The following is a 19280-nucleotide window of genomic DNA, read 5'->3' on the forward strand; positions in this document are numbered from 1 at the left end:
GAGACAATGGACGAGGCGATTGTTGTTTTCTCCCGGAAAGGGATTTTCCAGACCACGATCGCGGCACGTGACGTCCGCAGCCGGGAACATGCGCGCAAGCTTTGGCCTTTGGTCTCTTCTGACGGATCGCGACAAATGGTGACCTGGGTCAGTCCTTCCTTTGAACATGGAAAATTGCGCCGGCGATCCCATTTTCGGGTACTGCCTACTCAGCACATCTTTAAGCCTAAAGAGCACTTCGACGATGAAGAAGCCAACCGATGGCGCGCCGTGCAGGAAAGCCCCGAACACCGGCGGGCGAAAGAGCTTGTCGCGGAGGAACTCACCCGACGTTTGCATGCCGGGCTTGCAATGCCCTGGGCGTTTAAAGATGTCGATGCATCGGACTATCCGCTGGAAGGAAATTTGTTGCTTGGTGCCGACCAGGTGGCAACCGAGCATCCCCTAGAGACGCCGTTTGGCAGCCAGTTCCGGCTCGACGTGGCTGTGCTCGGTCCACCGGTCCAGGCTGAGCCGATGGTGCTTGGTGGGGTTGAAATCGAACTTGGCCACGCCTTTGACGGGCGCAAAGCGCTGATCGGAAAGTCTCTCGGCTTCCCACTCATCTCCATCGATATCACCGAAATGACACTGCCCGAACTTACGCCGGAATGGGCACGGCAAGTGTTGACGGCGACCACGCGTAGCCATGAACAAGGGCGCCGACAGACCTACATCTATCTCCATGACCTGCTATACCCCCTCTATGCGCAACTACCGGCGTTTCTTGACGACGAACAGCGCCACCAGTTCCTGGTGTTTGCCGATGATAAAACGCTGAACAAGCTGGTACGCTGGATGAATCTGCTTGCCGACAAGCTGGAGTATCCGAAGGGGACGGTTTCCGTGGCGTTAGTCAACGGGAAGAACGACCAGGCTCGCAAGATGCTGGAGCGTGCCGGGCAGGTTGTTGGATCTGACTGGAAAGATTTCAATAGTCAGAAGTGTCTTCGCCTGACCCTTCCTCGCCCCAAGGGGCCAGCGGACCTTCAAGCCCACCGTTTCCACATGACCATGGCGCGTATCCTTCTGTCGCACACCGATGCGCTTGTTGGCTACAAGTATTGCAACGGCGTGGACAACAATCACCCCGAAGACGATGTGTGGGTTGCGAAGCGCTGGATTGCCGATGAAAAAACCTTTTCCCAGCACCGTGTATTACCAAAGCGATTGGCCGAGCCAGTCAATAGATTGATTGCCGTAGTTTCGGATCTTAAACACAACCACACGGCAGCCCATCACGAGGTGTGACCACGCCTCATTGGAAATCCTTCATGAGCACCCCGGCGGAGCTAAGCCAGGCTGCTCGACGAGTTGGATACCGACTAACGTTCCATGATGCTTGGCATCCTGCGAGTGTGGCATACAGAACACTATTGCAGGATTACCCAATCTAAACCGTGCATCCCGGCGTGCCGCCGTCGGGCTCGCGGGCTGCGCCCCGCGCTTCGTGTCGAATCGCGGCCATCCGGCTTTGATCCCTGAGTACCTTCGGCCCATGGGGCCTGCGCGCTCCGCTTGCCAAGAGCGAGTGTGTGCAATGGGGGGGTATGGGCGGTCTTGCTGTTCCCGTCACCGTACCACGGCGTTCTCGCCGTCAAGGGCTGCGCGTGCTCGCACGCTTGCGGCCATGGCCGTTCATGACCCTGTGACAGCTTCCGCTGCGCCGTGCTGACGCCGGTTCCGGGCAATTCCGCCCGAGCAACCGGAGCACGATCATGACACAACTGTCCTTTTCCTCGTTCGATTCCTCTTTGCTGGTTCGTGACGCGCAAGGGCGCTACCTGCCAGCGTCGGTGGATCAGATTCTTGACGCCGCGCGCCAGGTCATCGACCAGAAAATACAACGTGGTATGTCCTTCACCTCACCAACACTTGTCAAGGAGTACCTATGTGCCAAGCTGGCAGGCTTCGAGCACGAAGTCTTTGCGGTGCTGTTCCTCGATTCGCAGCATCGACTGATCGACTACACCGAGATGTTCCGGGGCACCATTGACGGTGCGTCGGTGTATCCACGCGAGGTCGTCAAGGAAGCCCTTAGGCTCAATGCGGCGGCGGTGATTTTTTCGCACAATCATCCCAGCGGGAATCCCGAGCCGAGCCGTGCTGATGAAGCCATCACCAAGCGGCTCAAGGAGGCTCTGGCGCTGGTGGATGTACGCTCGCTGGATCATGTCATTGTCGCCGGTAGCGACACCACGTCGTTTGCCGAGCGAGGGTTAATTTAACTCTGGGGCTTCGGCCCCTTTTTTTGTTTTAACAGCTATTCTGAAGATCCAGGCTGCTCATCTTCTAATAAACCTGCACTCTCAGTTTTGTTGTCATTTTCAGTCCTGGCTGTCTGCGTTGAGATGCTGGCATCCTCACTGAGTACTTCGGGTTTTTGAATGACATCTTCAAGTGTTGGTGTTGCTTTAGTGCTTGCTGCGCCAGCTGGCGGTGTCTGATCGCGTTCTATGCTTGTTGCAAGTGGTTTCTCTGCAGAGTGAAAAAGCGGGATAACAACAAAGGAAGCTAAAAATATAATCGAAGCATAAATCATGCCTTTATTAGTAAATTTGGCGGTCTTCTTGTATAGCCGGACTGCATCCAATACCGGGCGCAACGCCAACTCCCTATAGTCTGAACGGGTCAATGCTGTATGAACATTTTTGTGCCATCGCCTCATGTTTTGAAGCTCATTCACTAATGACTTCGAGCTGACATGGCGTTGAAGAATTATGCTGGCCCAAGTAATTGCGAGAACAACGAGGCAAAAAATGATTCCGACAGCTGGCCAGGTATTTTTTTGTGATGTTAGCAATGTCAGCCGAACGCCTAATCCGGTTGCTAATGCTGCAAGACCAACGACAAAGCCAGTCGATAGCCGATGAACGCGCTCTACGATACGTGAAACATCTTCTCCGACGGCTTTTCGAAGATCAGCCATTGCCTTCACCGTTTCTGCAGACTTCGATCTTACATAAGCGCGATGATCAAGCCGCGCTCCATCAAGCGCTTCTTGCAATGCTTCTGGCAATACGGTTAGCCAGTCGGTATTGGTGTCGGAATCTCTCACAATAGCGGAAAGACGACGTACGAGAACTTCATGGCGAGCTTCGGTATCTTGCTTTACAAGTAGCCACTCGGCTGCTTGGCAAACTTTCTCATACGCCTTGTTATCCTGACATTCGTCTCCAAGTATAAACGTACGCTTCCTTGACCCATTAAGAGATATTTTTGGCTTGTCTCCTTCCCAGACATCTGAAACAAAAAGAGTGGCTAGCTTCCTGGTTGCCTTGCCTTTCCAGACCTCCCAGGGTTCGCCACTCCCTTTGTCACCCAACAATATCCAACGATATGGGTCAGCAGGAACAGTGATGCCAGTTAGATCTCGTACGATTCCTTTTCTCGGGTCAATTGCATCTGGGCTCGGATCAGAATAAGTCAAACCAGACAGAGGGATGCCATCCCAAGGCAAAACGGAAAACCCTTGGGTTTTGAATCCAGTAAATGAGCCCAGTACCAATAGTTCTCTGGATAGAGTTAACGACTTATTATCAAGAGCAGATGAAAAACCTGCCATCGTAGCAAAGAAAACCCTGCCGCCTACCGGCTTCTTTACGACAAGAGTAACATCCTCGTTCGTGATGTAATCTATGGAAATCTCTGAAAATTCACCATCGCGAATTGAAATCGACCACTCGTCAGACAACTCGTTCAAGAAATCGTCGTACGCCAGTTTAAACGAATCCGATTGTTCTGGAGAAACTTGGCCGGAAATATCGAGTTGCCCAATAGTTTCCCGAATATTTGCGCTTTTTCCTAACCCATCAATCAGGGATTCTAGGCATTTTTTCGAGTTCATCGTCCCGTTCCAGACCGGTGGATCGTATCGTTATTTCAACGCCGCCATTGTCTTCATCTTTTATTTCTACGTTTTTGTTTTCTTCATGCCCTGCACTGAATAAAAGTGTAATGCCTTCGTTCGTGACTACACGACGGTACTCGGCCGCAGGCGGTGTGGCTCCCTCGAATTTGAATGCCTCCGTACTTATATTCTTATTGGCGAGTTTGCTTTTAAAGGTTTTCAGGATTTTTGCTTCCGGGGAAACTCCCTGCAATACGGCGCTCAAAAATTCTTCGGGCTTTTCAAAGTCGAAACCGTCAAGTCTTGAGATTGCAGTCCGTACAAAGCGTTTAGGGGCTTTAGCAACTTCGGGTGGAACTTCACTTTTATTTGCTTTTATAGATTCGACAGCGGCATCTTCAAGACGCTTAGTCAGTTCGATGGGCTCAAGCGTACGTTTAATATCCAGGAAGTTGGCAAAATGCTGCGTTGCGTCTCGGTAGCGGCCGGATGAATGGTCAATTACAACGACTGACGATTGAGGCGTCTTATGCTTGGCGGATTTTCTATAATCTTGGAATCGAATGACCGCAGATTTCTGCATAGCCTTGCGATCTTTTGTAAATGTTTCCACAAGCGTTTGAAGATCAGGGACAGGATTACCATCGGTGTCTAAAACTGGCGCCCCGTTCTCATCCTTAATATAGGAGTAAGAGACTACTTGCTGATGCTCATACTTAATAACTGCGACTAGTTGAACATTGCCTGTCGTTTTAAGTGCAAAGAGCATTAACACGCCTGGAGCAAGACGTTTGTCCTGTTTGACTTTGTCTTTGAACCGGTCGGCGAGATCATGCGAGACCTGAATAAACTCATCGTCCCCGTCAGAGGTTGGTAAAGCTCGATAGAGAAGATCGGGAACACCTGCACCTGGAAGAAATTCGTACGCGGCCCCACGAAGGGTTTCTTTGACGCGTTCAACAAAAAAGTCGACGCATTGCGGCGGCTTCACTTCTGCTAGAAAGGTGGGTGATTCCGACGCGGGATCGACAACGTGGAAAATCATTCGTTCAATGGTAAGGTTTTCAACCTCGGTCTCGCTGAGAAAGCTCATCGAAGCTCCATTTTTATCCGGTCTAAGAGCAAGCTATACGTAAACTTGGTTTTCAGACCGCTGTTATCGCTTTTGAGGATGGCCACTAGAAAGCATAGGAATTGATGCTTCACAAACCCTTGGATTTTCAACCCCCCCTTTGTTTAACCCCCCTAATTTACCAGAAATTCATAACACTTGGACACACTTTCACGTCTTCGCTTCGCGAACCGCGCTGCTCCAGGTTCACTATCCAGTCATCCCTGACGGGACTGGCTGGTGCCAGCCTTTCACATCCCTGACGCCTCCGGCCCGGCTTCCAGCTTCGGGCCTGCGCGCTTCGCTTGCGTGCGGTCGGCACATTGAGGCGGCCGTTGCCTGTCCAGCCATCTCTCCTGATTCCATCACCTTGTCCGCGACTGTAGCCCGCGTCCGTGTGCCATCAAGGCGCGCCGGGCCGTGTCCTCGGCTGCGCCTGCGGGCCGCACCTACCCAGCGCTTGCCTCCTTGACGGCTCCCGTCCGCGCGCTCCTGACCGTCGCGGGCGATGAACTCAGGAAAGACGGTGGCAACGAGGCCAACCGGGTTCTTCGTGCCAAACACACCGAACAGCCGGAAGGCTGGGCTCCGAATCTAGGAATCTGGTGCGCGGTGTGACCAACAACCCCATTTTGTCAGGAGTACAGACCATGCTTGCATCCCGTTTCGCTTCCCGTTCCCCGGTACTGCGCAGCGATTCCCCGCTGTCCGATGACCAGATTCAACGTGTGGCCCCTTCCATCTTCGCGGACGCCCCGCACGAGAGCCGTTCACAGCGGTATGCCTATATTCCCACCGCCGCCGTATTGACAGAACTGCGCAAGAAAGGCTTTCAACCCTTCATGGTGGCGCAGACCCGCACGCGCCACGAAGACCGGCGCGACTACACAAAGCACATGATTCGCTTGCGCCACGCCAGCCAGATCAACGGTGCGGAAGCCAATGAAATCATTTTGCTGAACTCCCATGACGGCACCAGTAGTTACCAGATGCTGGCCGGAATGTTCCGGTTTGTCTGCGCCAACGGACTGGTGTGCGGCGACACCGTGGCCGATGTGCGAGTACCGCACAAGGGCGACGTGGCCGGACAGGTCATTGAGGGCGCCTACGAGGTGCTGAGTGGCTTCGAGCGGGTGCAGGAATCCCGCGACGCCATGCGGGCCGTGACGCTGGACGATGGTGAAGCCGAAGTTTTCGCCCGTTCCGCGCTGGCGCTGAAGTACGACCCCACGGACAACAAACCCGCACCTATCACCGAATCGCAAATCTTGATGCCGCGCCGGTTCGATGACCGCCGCCCCGACCTGTGGAGCGTGTTCAACCGCACCCAGGAAAACCTAACCAAAGGCGGCTTGTCCCGGCGAAGCGCCAACGGACGCCGCCAGCGTACCCGCGCCGTGCAGGGCATTAATTCCGATGTGCGCCTGAACCGCGCCCTGTGGTTGCTGGCCGATGGTCTGCGCCAGTTGAAAGCCTGAACCCTCACGCGGCAGGGTCAGGCAGCAGCCCTTGCCGCGTCTTTTGCTGCTGCATCCCTGAACCGATAGGAGTTATCACCATGACTACCATGACCCAACCCGAAACCTTTGACACCACCACACAGGACAACACCGCTTTGACGCAAGACCTGATGCGTGTGCCGCTGTCGCAGCTTTGACCCTCGCGCCGCAACGTGCGCAAAACCACTGGCCAGTCCATTGACGCGCTGGCCGCCAGCATCCAGCGCGTTGGCTTGCTGCAAAACCTGAGTGTGATTCAGGCCCGCGATGGCGAGCATTACGATGTGGTGGCCGGTAGTCGTCGCCTTGCCGCCCTCAAGCGGCTGGCGAAGAAACGGCGCATTCCCAAGGATTGGGCAGTGCCTTGCCTGCTGGTAAGCGATGGCAGCGCCCGCACCGTGAGCCTGACCGAGAACGTACAGCGGGAGGCCATGCACCCGGCAGACCAGTTTGAAGCCTTCGCGGCACTGGTGGCCGAAGGCCGCCCCATCGAGGACATTGCAGCGGATTTTTCCGTCACGCCGCTGGTGGTACAGCGCCGCTTGAAACTGGCGAACGTCTCCCCGCGCCTGATGGCCGACTATCGAGCCGATGCGGTGAGCCTCGACCAGTTGATGGCCCTTGCCATCACCGACGACCACACGGCGCAGGAGAGTGCGTTCTACGATGCGCCGGAATGGCAGCGCAGCCCGAATAGGCTGCGCGAACGCCTGACCGAGCGCGAGATTGAAGCCCGCCGGCATCCGCTGGTGCGTTTTGTCGGGCTGGATGTCTATGAGACTGCTGGCGGCGGTGTCCGCCGCGACCTGTTCGCGGAGGATGACGAGGGCGTGTACCTGACCGATGCCCCACTGTTGGAAAGGTTGGCACAAGAGAAGCTGGCTGAAACTGCCGCCGAGGTGAAGGCGGAAGGCTGGGGACGGGTCGATGCCACACCCGCCATGACCCACGCCGATTTACACACCTTTCACCGTGCTCCCAGAGAGCGCCGCAGCCCGACCAAACGCGAAGCCGAGCGTATCGCAAAGCTGCAAACCAAGATGCAGGCTATTGATGACGCTGTGGATAGCGCGCTGGACGCCGATGACGAGGAAAAAGCCGATGCGCTGCAAGTCGAGGGCGAGCGGCTGGGCGAGCAATTGCAGGCGCTGGAAGATCGCTTGCAGGACTACGACCCGAACGTGAAGGCTGCCGCCGGTGCCATTGTCACCATTGATCGCAATGGCGAGGCTGTCATCCATCGTGGACTGATGCGCGAGGCCGAAGCCAAGGCGCTGCGCACGCTGGAACGGCTGCGGGAGGGACTGGCTGGCGTGGATGCTGAGAGCGACAATGAAGGCGACACGGCAGACGAGGCACAAGCCCCGGTCATATCCGACCGGCTGGCGCAGCGGTTGAGCGCGCATCGCACCGCAGCGCTGCAAATCGAAGTGGCCCGGCATCCGCAAACCGCGCTGGCCGCCGTGGTGCATGGTATGGTGCAGACCGTCTTGCAGGAAAGCCATTACGGGCGCGATCTGCCGTTAGGCGTGAGCCTCAAAGTGCAAGACCGGTTGGAAGGCATGGCCCCGGACTGGCCGGAATCACCCGCCGCTGTGGCGCTGCGCGAATTGCAGCAAGTCGCGGGCGAAGCCCTGCCGGAGGACACGGCCGAACTGTTCGCCGCGCTGCTGGCGAAGCCGCAAGACGAACTGGTGCGGCTGCTGGCCGTGTGCGTGGCTTCCACGGTGGACGTGGTGACGCCTCGTGCCAGTCTGCACCCGCCCGGCGCGGAACTGGCGCAGGCCGTCGGCCTCAATATGGCCGCATGGTGGCAACCGACCGCCGAAAGCTACTTCAAACACGTTCCGAAGGCAGCGATTTTGCAAGCGGTGGGTGAGTACGCGCCGGAGCACGTCACCCGGCTGGCCAAGTTGAAGAAGGCTGATATTGCCAGTGAAGCGGAACGACTGGTCGAAGGCACGGACTGGATGCCTGCTGTCTTCAAGACTGACAACCCGCAGGAACCCGCTCAGGAACAGGATGCTGAGGCGATGGAGGAAGTATCAAGCGGAACGGCAGCTGCATAGCCTTGATTGAGAACAAGCACCTTGTCCTCGGCCAGGGTGCTTCCTTGGCAGGAAAGCAGCCCATGATGATTCGCGCCTTGCCACACGCTAAATGAGACTCATCGAGATGAAGGAATAACTGGGATCAGCTACCGCGTCCTGTGTTGAAGACCAACAGCAGAGTCAAAACGCCGTTGCCTTCGGGTACTGGCCCATTCAAGGCCAGCGCCATGAAGTAGCCGGGTGGCGCACCCGGCAGTTGCAGGCCCTCATGGGCCTGAAAACCGAACCGCGCATAATACGCGGGATCTCCCAACAGCACGCAACCTGTAGCTTGCATGGCCCGCAGTTCGAACAACGCTTGTTCCATCAGGTGAGAGCCGATGCCTTCTCCCTGTCTTTGCGGCAGGACGGAGATCGGCCCCAAGCCGTACCAGCCTTTGACCTGTCGTCCATGGTCATCAGTGATGGTTACGGGCGACAGGGCCACATGACCGACAATCTGGCCTTGATCTTCGGCCACGATGGAAAGCGTCAGTTCACTGGCGACACGCAGTGCGCGCACGATGAATTGCTCCGTGTGGCTGGTATGCGCTGCATTGGCGAAAGCGGCTATTGTGACCGCTTCTATAGTGGCAATGTCGCTCGGGGTTTCGTGTCGGAACTGGATAGTCATGGGTTTATGCTTGCTTCTTTAATCTACAAATATAGAGCGGCTTGGGTGTGTTGGTGCGATACGTCGCCGATTTTCGTCAGGCTACGTACTGACGAACACGCTAGAGCTTGCTGCGACAGGTTGTGCAAATTTGTATCCTCCTCAATGCTGGCGGTGCTGTCCATTGTGTCATGAAGGAGAGTTCGCGGACACTCGCCTGATCTCGCCATGGTGAAGCCACACCTCATGTCAACACCATTGCCATTGCATGCAGTGGGGAATTCTCGTCTTCATCGTGAGGGTGACCTGACCCACGTCAGCCCGAGAGCCGGTGAAGCCTTCGTGCGGAAATCCCGAGTTGTCCAGGTCTCCTTTCGGAGCGGTTCGGCCCAAGGCGTCCTTGTGTCGTTGTGAATCCTGGCGGTGGCCCGGCTGCGCCTCGGGCTTTATGGCTGCAACCGTGTGGCGCAAACAATTTCCCCTGCGCTGGGTGCATTCCTCGCGCGGCAAATTGTTTGCGCCTTCCGGTTCTTCACTACGTTGCGACCGCAAGCGGTGCAGCCAGCCCGTCCCCCGCCGCTCGGATCACAACAAGGACGCGATGGGCGCGAACCTTGTTTAACCCGAAAGGAGAAACATCATGGCCAACATCGGCACTTTTACCGCAGACAAAGACGGCTACACCGGCACTCTTCGTACCCTGACGCTCAACGTCAAGGTCAAGCTGGTTCCCAACGACAAGGGCGACAGCGAGAATGCTCCAGACTTTCGCCTCCAGGCTGCTGGGCACGACATCGGTGCGGCGTGGAAGAAAACCAGCGAGGCCGGGCGAGACTACCTGTCAGTCACCGCCGACGACCCTTCGTTCCCGGCTCCGGTTTACGCTCGTCTGATCGAGGGCGAGGACGGCACGCACGACCTGATCTGGTCACGCAGCAGGCCCCAGGCGGTGTAACCGCCGCTCACCGTGCCCCGTCCATTACGGCGGGGCATCTTACCGCTGATGCAGCATGTCATGCGCTCACCTATGGCGCGCGCAATTCGGTTGCATTGCCACCGTTGCTTGCTTTCAGGGCTTGATCAGCTAAAGCCGCTTACGAAATATCAATTTCCAGAACGCGAACCAATATTCGCTTATCCGGGAACCCATACTTTCCAGCCGGATAGTTGGTATTAACCGGAACGGCTGATCTCAGCGACAACTCTGCGCCAGCGGCAAACACAACTTCGTTTTCATGGCCTAGATTCGTACCTTTCCGTCTGTAAGCGAAAACCTTGGTCTTCGGATTGGTCGCTCTTAGTACGAACAAGTCAATCCGGTCGGCGTCATATCCCTTGCCTTTATGGTTTGCGTTACGTAAGGCAACCTGAGGGCAGAATGAGGTGGAAAGCGGACGATCTGTTAACAAACGATTGCCATTGGCGGGCCATAGCCCTGCGTGGAAAAGACATTGTCCTTCACTGAGCACATGGCCGACCGCTTCTATCTCAGCGGAAACCTGCTCGAAATTGCAATGTGGATAGCGCTTCTGATACCGCGAAAGTTCGTCTGGTGTCTTGGATGGCATCGTTTGCCGCCAAGACCTGTACGCGACACTTTTGTCCAAGGCATCGTCAATGAAGTTGCCAAGCCTATTATCGGCGCCGACTTTTGCCATGTGAGTGGCAGCATCGTAGGCGTTAGAGATACATGCTTCCAATCTGATTGGGATACGCAGATGGGGATTTCCTGCTGCCAGCATTTCATCAAGCGTAGGATCTCTTTTTTCCCAAATTTCATAGGTGGGAGAGAACGTATCTACAAGAGGAAGTTTCACCAATAAAAGCCCTTTTCAACGGTTCTTCTGAGGGGATTACATGCCACATTCAACGAGGCGCTTCAGTTGTTGATCGGCTTTGCGTTCGCTGTTGTCGGCATACGCCCGTGTCAGCCGCGTACTCTGTAGTATTGTGAGACTACCGATCAGGGTTGAGAAAAGGCATGGCATAGCCTAAAAACTCCGAGTGCGGCGTTCTGTTTTCCTTCCACCTGCGAGGATTGGATGGTGGGGTGTCTCGGCGATCACTGACGGTCAACATCAGCCGTTGCTTAGCCCGGGAAATGCCGACAAAAAAAGCACAACGTTCCGCATCTTCATCTCCCCAGAAAGACTGATCTTCAACAGCGAGAATGACAACCGTATCAAATTCGAGTCCCTTGCTCTTGTGGATAGTCAAAATACGCACAGCTTGATCGTCGGAAAAACGCTCCAGTGCCTTGGGCAAATTGGGTTCCGACTTTAATAGTTCATCTACGCGGGTCTTGGTGTCGTTGACGACTTGCACTAGTCTCGCTTTTGACTCGTAATCATGGGACAGTGCAGACAGAGTCTCGATGCCCACTTTGCTTAGGAAGGCGCGAACAAAATCCCACCAGTCCGCGAATGGTTCACCTAATAGTGCGCTCTGTACGGCACTTTTCCTCTGATCAGCAATAAAGTTCTGAAAATCTCTTCGCACGCTGGACTGTACATCATCGTCGGCGAAAGGGATGAGTTGTGCCATCAATCGAATCCAGGCTTTGGGTTCTCGCTGCCCATAGAGAATGGACAGATAATCGACGATAAGCCTCGCGGCCGGTTCGACAGAGATATCTTGGAGTTGTTGCTCATTGCGAAAGGGGATGCGCCGCTGCTCCAACGCTTGGATTAGGTGGTCACCATAGAGGTCAGGTTGCCGGACAACCAGGATCGCGATTTCTGAAGGTGGAAGTTGCTCATGGTTGATCCATGTGTCGATTGAGTCCGCCAGATGTTCGGCTTCCTCTTGACTATTTGGAAATTGCCACGCGAATATCTGGCCCTCCTCACCGGCGAGTTGTTCATCAGGCATTACGGAGGTGGAGTCCATCACCTTAATGATCTCGTTCTGCATACGCAGCAGACGAGGCTTAGAACGGAAGTTGCGATACATATTAAGTGGTTCAGCAACAAAGTCCGCTGCGAAGGTTTGGAATATGCCATCAAGCGCACCTGCCCATCCCATGATCTTTTGCTTGGTGTCGCCGACTGCCGTCAGACGGATAGCAGTGTTCTGGAACGCAAGCTTCACCAGTGCGTATTGCTGGTCGGTGCAATCCTGGAATTCGTCCAGAAAGACATCGCTGTAGGTCTGACGGACAGCGTTGCGGGCCGCAACGGATGTGCTGAGGATCTGTATGGCGAGGGGCACAAGGTCACTGAATTCGATCTGTCGTCGTGTCACTCTTCGGTCGCCGATTTGGTAGTCGACGTCGAGGGCATCCCGTCCGGTCAGCACTGGCCGGAAACGATCAATAATCCTCTTTGCGAAAGCATGGAAGGTGTAACTGTCGAAACGTGCTGCCAAGTCGAAACCACAACGGCGTTGCACGCGCTCCTTCAGGTTTTTGCAGGCATCAACCTTAAACGAGATGGCCAGTATTCGTTTCGGGTAACGGCAGGTTCCTGTGCGCAACAGAAAATCGGCACGCTGTGCAAGCATTTCTGTTTTGCCTGCTCCCGGCCCGGCTGTCAGCGCAAGACAGCGCTCAGTTTCCCGTGCGGCACGCAAGGCATTTGGCTCAAGCGTAAGCCCGTCCGCTGGCCGCCAATCACCTGCGGCGATCATTCAGGCAATTCCTCCAGCTTGGCGATTACCGCATCCGCCAGTCGCGCCAGTGATTCAGGCATGTCGTCGCGAAGTTCCTCGTCACTCAACTGGGCCAGAGCATCAATGTGGGCCGCTGGCTTGCTGCCTAGCTTGAAACGCTTGTGATAGGTCTTGAAAAGTGCGCGTTCATCGTCATCGTACTGTGCTGCGTCGAAATGGCTATCGCCGAGAACGGCTTTGACCGTGGTTTCACTCGGTGGATTAGACTCGACACCGTACTCATCGGGAAACGAGAGTAACATCGCGAAGTCGAGGTCCAGTGGATAGGAGAAAAAAACGTCTCGATTCTCCAGTTTTTCAAGGTAGTTGAGATAGCTACGAACCTTCTCTTTTGCATCGTTCCAAGCGGGAATTCCATGGTCCGGTGGGAGCTTTTTGGCAGGAGCGTATTCGCCTAACTGATCGTTGACGTACTTGATCCGCCCCCAGCCCCCTTGATGCCGGGCGACATCCAAGTCGAGCAGAGTGAGATAGGGGATTTCAAGAGCCGAGAGCAGGCGCCAGAAGTGATTGACATGGCGACCGCCCAGAGGCGCCACGGTTACAGCAGACTCATCGACTGGAATACCTTTGGCACGCAGGATGCGGGGCAGAACGATTTCCTCGCTATCACCTTCTCCAAGAATAACCAGCCGGGAGAAATAAATTTCGGGATATGCCTGCACGGCTTCGCGGACAAACTTGTGGGCTTCATCGGTTCTTTTCGGTAAGCGAATGCGCGTGGTCTTGGTAGTTCGCTCGCTGGTGAGCCGCAAGTAGCGTATGTGCCTAGGATTGACTCGCCGAAGCATGGAAGGTGCATGGGTGGCGATCAGAGCTTGGGCATCTTCGTTACTCGTCATAGTGACCAGAGCATTCACGATTCTTCCCAAATAGTGAGGTGAGAGACTGTTCTCAGGCTCTTCAAGGGCGACGATCGTAAACACCGGGGGACGCAACTTATCCGGGTCGAAGGTATCATCGTCACCGGCAAGGACCGCACGCCCGATTGACTGTGCCGAAAGCACCAGTGACAGATAGAGCATGGACTTCTGGCCATCACTTAGCCTGGAAAAATCGACCAATTCTTCGTCATGTCCAGGAGAGAATGAAACGGACAGGTGCCGTAATAAGGCTTCGATTTCGGATGCGACGAAGGTGATTTGGGGGTCGGCGAAGAAGCTGCCTTTGTGCAAGGTGCCCCAGGTTGTCTGCAGGCTCTCGCTCAGAGTTGCGATTGATGGATTGCCCGCGAGGCTTTCACTGATTTTGTCTGTGAAGCCTTTGATTTCTTCTCGCTCATTCTCCCAGTTTACGGCTCTTAGCATACGGCCAAGCAGAGCATTGGCGCTGTAGGCGATGTGATCAGCGGGATCTCGTCGTGCAGGTAGGTAATGAACCTGCACATGGTTGCGTTCCGCTCGCGTAACCTGTGCTGTCGTGAGGGGAGAGCCATCGGCATCGAGATCCAATACATGAACCAGGGTTTCCTCGATGTCACCATTCACGCCCATCGTGGCGTCCAGGCGATATCGGACACGGGGTGGACCATCGGCGGAGTCCAGCCGCATATGGCCGAAATGGGGAGCTATCGTTGCGACATCATCGTCATCTTCAAGTTCGGGAAAGATAAAGTCGGCTTCGATCCAGAGCTGCCGCTCTTCAGGAGCTTCCTCTTCGTCATAGGGAACGTGGAAGTCTGACCGCCGGATGCGCCGTAGCGAGGGATCGAAGGCAAACAAGCGGCACAACGCCTGAAGTGCTGCCGTCTTGCCTGAACCGTTCGGGCCGATCAGATAGGTGATGTCGTTGAGGGGCAGTTCAGTGGGCTCCGGCCCGAACGACTGAAAGCTGAATAGCCGGATGCTCTGTAATTTCATGTGACGCGTTATTCCTCTGTTTTATATGGCATTTTACGACAGCGATCACTAAGTTACAGACAACAACCAAGCTATGGCTCATCATTAGCCTGTTTGAAGCTAACTTTTTGCATCGTTAATGATTTCACGCAGTTCGAGCTGTATCTGCTGGAGAAGTTGATCAACCTTATGCGGATTGTCGCCACTATAGGCCAGCGTCAGCAGCGTCAAGGGGTGAACTTCCATCACCTCACACAACTCAGCCAACTTACTGAGGGTTGGGCTTTTCAGGTCGCGCTCCAGGGTACTCAGGTAGGTGCGGCTGGACACGTCGGAGAAGGCTTCCTGGCTCAAGCCACGCGCCTTTCTGACGGCCTTCAATGCCTTCGCCAATGAGTACTGTTCTGCCACCAATGGTTTCCCCTCAAAAACCAAGATGACAGCCTATTGCGCCCTATAGGGCTACAATCTATAGTGTTCATTTGGTGTTGCTCTGTATTTTCGTGCCTTTACGGAAATCCGCTTTTGCGGATAGTGTGCAATCTGGGGAACCGTATCCGTGCCTTTCCTGACTTATGCCAATGCGCTTTCACGCTTCCACGTTTCCGTGGGTTCGTGGTGTTCCGTTTTGGTGCGTTTGCACGCAAGTGGGGATGCGGTTCGGCGATTCTTTGCCTTCGTGGTGGATAGACGGTCATGAGGCCACTCATCACCGACGCGGAGCGCGTGGCACTGCTTGCCAACGATCAGGGCGCCGACCCGGTGCCAGTCGTACGCTTATTCACCCCGGATGCACACGCTACCTGGCTGCTGGCCTCCCTCGATCCCGCCGACGGCGACACGGCCCATGGTCTGATCGACCTGGGGATCGGAATGCCCGAGCTGGGAACGGTAAAACTCTCCGATCTGGCGTCCTTCGTCGGGCCGCATGGACAACCCGTGATGCGCGATCGCTACTTCCAGCCGGTACGACGGCTATCGGAATATCTGTGGTTGGCCGAGGAAAACGGTTCGATCACCGACTGAACCACCACCCCAGTGGCGGCCCACCGTGTCTTTTTGGGTCTGACTCCAGACCGTACCGGTCTGGATGGGCGACTTTGCACCGATGAAGTGCATAGCTGATCCAAACAGTCATGATGCCCGGCGCGGCTTTTGGCAGGCTGGCCAATACGGCACGCCATTTTGAGGCGAGCCGTCGTCGCATTCGGACGAAACCAGAAACGCACCGGAGCCAATCGGTCTTGACGCTGACAGTTTATCGTTTCCCTCATGACGTTTCGATGATCGCTCCATAGCGCGCCTGTCTGCCGTGGCGACGTACCTCGAGCCGAGGGAGGTTGCGCCATGGCTGATCCCAGCGCCCCGTCCTGGTATCCGACGGCGGCCTATCTTTACGTCCTGCACCTGGATGGTCCGGCGCTGGCTTGGGAATACCTGCGCCGCCACCCTGACTACCGCCAGGATTGGCGTCGTCGCCGACCGGATGCGGGGCATCGCTGGGGACTGCGCCTGCTGGAAAACCCGGCCCTGGATGCGCGCGACGCGCACCCCGCCTGGTTTCCCGACCATGATGCCGTGCTTCAACTCTACCCGGATGCCGACCCACCGTCCGACGCGGCAGCCTTCACGCTTTGGCACCTTCCGGGTTACAAGTACCTGATCCACGATGGCCAGCGTTTACTGTTGGTAAGCCGCTGGGCGGGTGGTTGCCTGCGATTCGCGTTGGCGCCGGACTTGGCCGACGGCATGGCTTACGTCTACGCCGTCCGTGCCAGCGACACCTCCCTGGCACGTTGTCAGGCGCTGTCGGCCTCCCTGAATCAGTTGGCTGCCGCCATCAGCATGCTCCCCGTGGCGCTGACACGACCGCGGCCCTCCCTGTCGAACTTGCTGGAACTGCACACCTTGCAGGCGCTCGACGCCACCCTGGCCGGTGCGTCCTTGCGCGAGGTGGCCGAAGGGCTGTTCGGTGCTGATGTCGTCGCGGACGACTGGCACGCCGACAGCGCCTTGCGTGCCCGCGTGCGTCGCTTGGTACGCCGGGGCAATAGCCTGATGCACGGCGGCTATCGCTGCCTGGCACAGCTTCCACTCGTTGAACAGGGACGTGCGGCGGTGCCCGCAAAACGTCCCTGAGCAAGCATCTCGCGTTGCTTGAGACTGCCTCCATCCGGTCGCGCTGTGTGGCCGGACGTTTTCAACCGATGGAGGTGCCTCCCATGCGACCCGCTCCCTTGCGGCCTGCTGTTGCCGCTACTGATACGCCCGCGCAGCCCCAACGCTACCTGACCAACGACGAAGCCGCCGAATATCTGCGCCTGTCACCGCGCACGCTGGAAAAACAGCGCGTGATTGGCGGTGGCCCCAAGTTTCGCAAGTTCGGCCGCCGCGTCATGTACGCCGTAGCCGATCTCGACGCCTGGGCCGATGCTCGCAGCTACGAGGCCACGTCCGATCCCGAATACGCCGAACGCCACGCGGGTGACTACCGTGATGGCCGCTGATCGGCGGCGAGCCGGTGGCCATCGTCATGCCCGGCCCATCGCTGCCGCCCCGGCAGCAGCCAGCGCAACGGGAACAGCTCGACCTGTTCCGCGCACTGCCGGGCGAGGACATGGCGCCACGCGATGCCCAGGACCTGATGGCTTATCCTTTCTTCTCGCTGGCCAAGTCACGGCGCACCGCGCCGATCGACTTCCGCAGTTGCAACATCACTCTGCGTGTGGAAGGCACCCAGGAACACGGCATCGCCACCATCTGGGACGCCGACATCCTGATCTGGGTTGCCAGCCAAATCGTGGAAGCCCGCGATGCGGGTATTCAGCCGTCACGCCGGATGCAGGCCACGCCCTACGAGATCTTGCGCTTCATCCGGCGCGGCACCTCGCTGCGCGATTACCAGCGCCTCAAGGCCGCTCTCGACCGGTTGCAATCGACCACGGTGGCCACCTCCATTCGCGAGACCACCGGGCGGCGTCTGCACCGATTTTCCTGGATCAACGAGTGGAAAGAACTGGCCGATGCCAACGGCAAGCCGCTGGGCATCGAGCTGATCCTGCCGGACTGGTTCTATGCGGGCGTACTCGATGCCGCCCTGGTGCTCACCATCGACCCGACGTATTTCCGGCTCACCGGCGGCATCGAGCGCTGGCTGTACCGGCTAGTGCGCAAGCATGGCGGTCGGCAGGCAAACGGTTGGCAGTTCGATATCCCTTACCTGTATCGCAAGTCCGGCAGCCTGGCGCAGCCGCGCGATTTTGCCCGCGACCTGCGCCTTCTGGTGGCAAAGCAGTCACTTCCCGGTTACGAATTATCCATCGAACGTTGGCCCGGCGAACCGGAGATTCTTGCCTTCCGGCCCGTGCCGCAAACGGCACGGGGATAAGTCGGGGGATAGCAGCAGAACAAGCTGTGAATGGGCTCGTGCTATCGGGCGCGCGAGGACTCGTGCTATCAGGCGCACCGATATCGTGCTATCAGGCGCGCAAACTGAACCTAACGTTATGGGTGGTAAGGTTTTTTTCGGTCCTTAACTTAATATCTAACTTAAAAACTTATCTAACCAATAATAATAAACAGCTATTGATGCGGTGGATAACCGCCAACCCGCAACGGCCAATGCGTTTTTCAGGCCGTTCATGGTGTGGCTTTCCTGCAAGGAGGGCTACGCCATGATCGTCGCTTTGCTCAATCAGAAAGGCGGCGTGGGCAAGACCACGCTGGCCACGCACATTGCCGGCGAACTCGCGATACGTGGCCAGAACGTCATCCTGCTGGATGCTGACCCGCAGGGTTCATCGCTGGACTGGACGCAGCGCCGAAGCCAGCAAGGCTTGCCCAGGTTGTTCAGTGCCGTCGGGCTCGCCCGTGAAACGGTGCATCAGGAGGCACCTGAACTCGCCAGGCGAGCCGATCACGTCGTCATAGACGGACCACCCAGGATCGCCGCTCTGGCGCGCTCCGCGCTGTTGGCGGCTGAGCGTGTACTGATCCCGGTACAGCCCAGCCCCTACGATCTGTGGGCCAGTGCCGAGATGGTGGCACTGGTTCGTGAGGCTCAAGTGTTCCGTCCGCAGCTCATGGCGGCTTTCGCCATCAACCGACGCGTCAGTACCACGGTGATCGGGCGTGAAGCCCGGCAGGCATTAGCGGAACAACCGCTGCCTGCTTTGCGCGCCGAGGTACGCCAACGCATCGTCTTTGCCGACAGCGTGGCCGCTGGCCGCCTGGCGCGCGAAACAGCACCGGACAGCATCGCCGCACGTGAAATCACGGCGCTGGTGGATGAACTGCTGCGGTGGCCGTTATGAGCAAGGCACGCAGCAAACGCGTCGGCATCGGTGCGCGCCCACCCGCCAATCCACAGGCGGAGGCCTGGATTCGCCAGGGTGACGCCGATGCTCTCAACAAGGGCGACCTCTACACCGCACGCCTGACCCTCGACATCACGCCCGCGATGCGGGCGCGCATCAAGGTCTCGGCCTTCACGCAGGGAGTGACCGTGGCCGAGTTACTGCGCGCCTTGCTGGAACGAGAGTTCCCGGAGACCCCATCATGAACACACAGCC

General features: G+C 56.9%; 17 protein-coding genes and 1 pseudogene. 11 read left to right on the forward strand and 7 right to left on the reverse strand.

Annotation, left to right across the window (positions count from 1 at the left end; translation table 11 throughout):
* Positions 1 to 6 precede the first annotated feature (6 nt).
* Together E0L37_RS00635 and radC are read left to right on the forward strand one after the other, a co-directional pair.
* Positions 7 to 1290 (forward strand): hypothetical protein, encoded by a 1284-nt coding sequence (locus E0L37_RS00635; RefSeq protein ID WP_133489894.1) that lies wholly within the window; start codon positions 7 to 9, stop codon positions 1288 to 1290.
* 467 nt (positions 1291 to 1757) lie between these two features.
* The gene (gene radC, locus E0L37_RS00640; RefSeq protein WP_133489895.1) at positions 1758 to 2267 is read left to right on the forward strand and encodes a DNA repair protein RadC; all 510 of its coding nucleotides are present in this window, start codon (positions 1758 to 1760) and stop codon (positions 2265 to 2267) included.
* 35 nt (positions 2268 to 2302) lie between these two features.
* On the opposite strand, the gene E0L37_RS00645 is transcribed toward radC, so the two are convergent.
* A complete protein-coding gene (locus tag E0L37_RS00645; protein WP_240687404.1) occupies positions 2303 to 3886 on the reverse strand; it encodes a hypothetical protein in 1584 nt (527 codons plus the stop codon).
* Positions 3852 to 4982 (reverse strand): nucleoid-associated protein, encoded by a 1131-nt coding sequence (locus E0L37_RS00650; protein ID WP_133489896.1) that lies wholly within the window; start codon positions 4980 to 4982, stop codon positions 3852 to 3854. Before E0L37_RS00650 ends, E0L37_RS00645 begins: the two co-directional genes overlap by 35 nt.
* A gap of 668 nt (positions 4983 to 5650) precedes the next feature.
* Here E0L37_RS00650 and E0L37_RS00655 point away from each other — a divergent pair.
* Positions 5651 to 6478 carry a DUF932 domain-containing protein gene (locus tag E0L37_RS00655; RefSeq protein ID WP_133489897.1) on the forward strand — a complete coding sequence of 276 codons (828 nt, stop codon included), beginning with the start codon at positions 5651 to 5653 and terminating at the stop codon, positions 6476 to 6478.
* Positions 6479 to 6657: 179 nt separating this feature from the next.
* Positions 6658 to 8568, forward strand: a pseudogene (locus tag E0L37_RS00660) (ParB/RepB/Spo0J family partition protein); the annotation flags it as partial.
* 124 nt (positions 8569 to 8692) lie between these two features.
* On the opposite strand, the gene E0L37_RS00665 reads toward E0L37_RS00660, so the two are convergent.
* Entirely contained in the window at positions 8693 to 9223 is a 531-nt protein-coding gene (locus E0L37_RS00665; RefSeq protein ID WP_133489898.1) for a GNAT family N-acetyltransferase, read from the reverse strand.
* Positions 9224 to 9842: 619 nt separating this feature from the next.
* On the opposite strand from E0L37_RS00665, the gene E0L37_RS00670 reads away from it, so the two are divergent.
* The gene (locus E0L37_RS00670) at positions 9843 to 10157 is read left to right on the forward strand and encodes a DUF736 domain-containing protein (RefSeq protein ID WP_133489899.1); all 315 of its coding nucleotides are present in this window, start codon (positions 9843 to 9845) and stop codon (positions 10155 to 10157) included.
* Positions 10158 to 10296: 139 nt separating this feature from the next.
* Here the strand turns inward: E0L37_RS00670 and E0L37_RS00675 are convergent, their stop codons facing one another.
* The 4 genes from E0L37_RS00675 to E0L37_RS00690 all read right to left on the reverse strand — a co-directional run bounded on the left by E0L37_RS00675 (position 10297) and on the right by E0L37_RS00690 (position 15120).
* On the reverse strand, positions 10297 to 11019 hold the full coding sequence (locus E0L37_RS00675) for a hypothetical protein (protein WP_133489900.1): 723 nt from the start codon (positions 11017 to 11019) through the stop codon (positions 10297 to 10299).
* 139 nt (positions 11020 to 11158) lie between these two features.
* Positions 11159 to 12829, reverse strand: a complete 1671-nt coding sequence (locus tag E0L37_RS00680) for a UvrD-helicase domain-containing protein (RefSeq protein ID WP_133489901.1) — start codon at positions 12827 to 12829, stop codon at positions 11159 to 11161.
* Positions 12826 to 14730 carry an ATP-dependent endonuclease gene (locus E0L37_RS00685; RefSeq protein ID WP_133489902.1) on the reverse strand — a complete coding sequence of 635 codons (1905 nt, stop codon included), beginning with the start codon at positions 14728 to 14730 and terminating at the stop codon, positions 12826 to 12828. The genes E0L37_RS00680 and E0L37_RS00685 overlap by 4 nt, the downstream gene beginning before the upstream one ends.
* 99 nt (positions 14731 to 14829) lie before the next feature.
* The gene (locus tag E0L37_RS00690; RefSeq protein WP_133489903.1) at positions 14830 to 15120 is read right to left on the reverse strand and encodes a helix-turn-helix domain-containing protein; all 291 of its coding nucleotides are present in this window, start codon (positions 15118 to 15120) and stop codon (positions 14830 to 14832) included.
* 285 nt (positions 15121 to 15405) lie between these two features.
* Here E0L37_RS00690 and E0L37_RS00695 point away from each other — a divergent pair, with 285 nt between their 5' ends.
* The 6 genes from E0L37_RS00695 to E0L37_RS00720 all read left to right on the forward strand — a co-directional run bounded on the left by E0L37_RS00695 (position 15406) and on the right by E0L37_RS00720 (position 19270).
* A complete protein-coding gene (locus tag E0L37_RS00695; RefSeq protein ID WP_133489904.1) occupies positions 15406 to 15735 on the forward strand; it encodes a DUF2958 domain-containing protein in 330 nt (109 codons plus the stop codon).
* A gap of 321 nt (positions 15736 to 16056) precedes the next feature.
* Complete coding sequence (locus E0L37_RS00700) at positions 16057 to 16848, forward strand: DUF2285 domain-containing protein (protein WP_133489905.1); 792 nt, start codon at positions 16057 to 16059, stop codon at positions 16846 to 16848.
* Between the two features lie 83 nt (positions 16849 to 16931).
* Positions 16932 to 17216 (forward strand): AlpA family transcriptional regulator, encoded by a 285-nt coding sequence (locus E0L37_RS00705; RefSeq protein WP_133489906.1) that lies wholly within the window; start codon positions 16932 to 16934, stop codon positions 17214 to 17216.
* 26 nt (positions 17217 to 17242) lie between these two features.
* A complete protein-coding gene (locus tag E0L37_RS00710; RefSeq protein WP_133489907.1) occupies positions 17243 to 18097 on the forward strand; it encodes a replication initiator protein A in 855 nt (284 codons plus the stop codon).
* Between the two features lie 286 nt (positions 18098 to 18383).
* Positions 18384 to 19022 (forward strand): ParA family partition ATPase, encoded by a 639-nt coding sequence (gene parA / locus E0L37_RS00715; protein WP_133489908.1) that lies wholly within the window; start codon positions 18384 to 18386, stop codon positions 19020 to 19022.
* The gene (locus E0L37_RS00720; RefSeq protein ID WP_133489909.1) at positions 19019 to 19270 is read left to right on the forward strand and encodes a chromosome partitioning protein ParB; all 252 of its coding nucleotides are present in this window, start codon (positions 19019 to 19021) and stop codon (positions 19268 to 19270) included. Before parA ends, E0L37_RS00720 begins: the two co-directional genes overlap by 4 nt.
* Positions 19271 to 19280 lie beyond the last annotated feature (10 nt).

It is taken from the genome of Alcanivorax sp. 24 (assembly GCF_004360225.1).
GTDB classification, from domain to species: domain Bacteria; phylum Pseudomonadota; class Gammaproteobacteria; order Pseudomonadales; family Alcanivoracaceae; genus Alloalcanivorax; species Alloalcanivorax xiamenensis.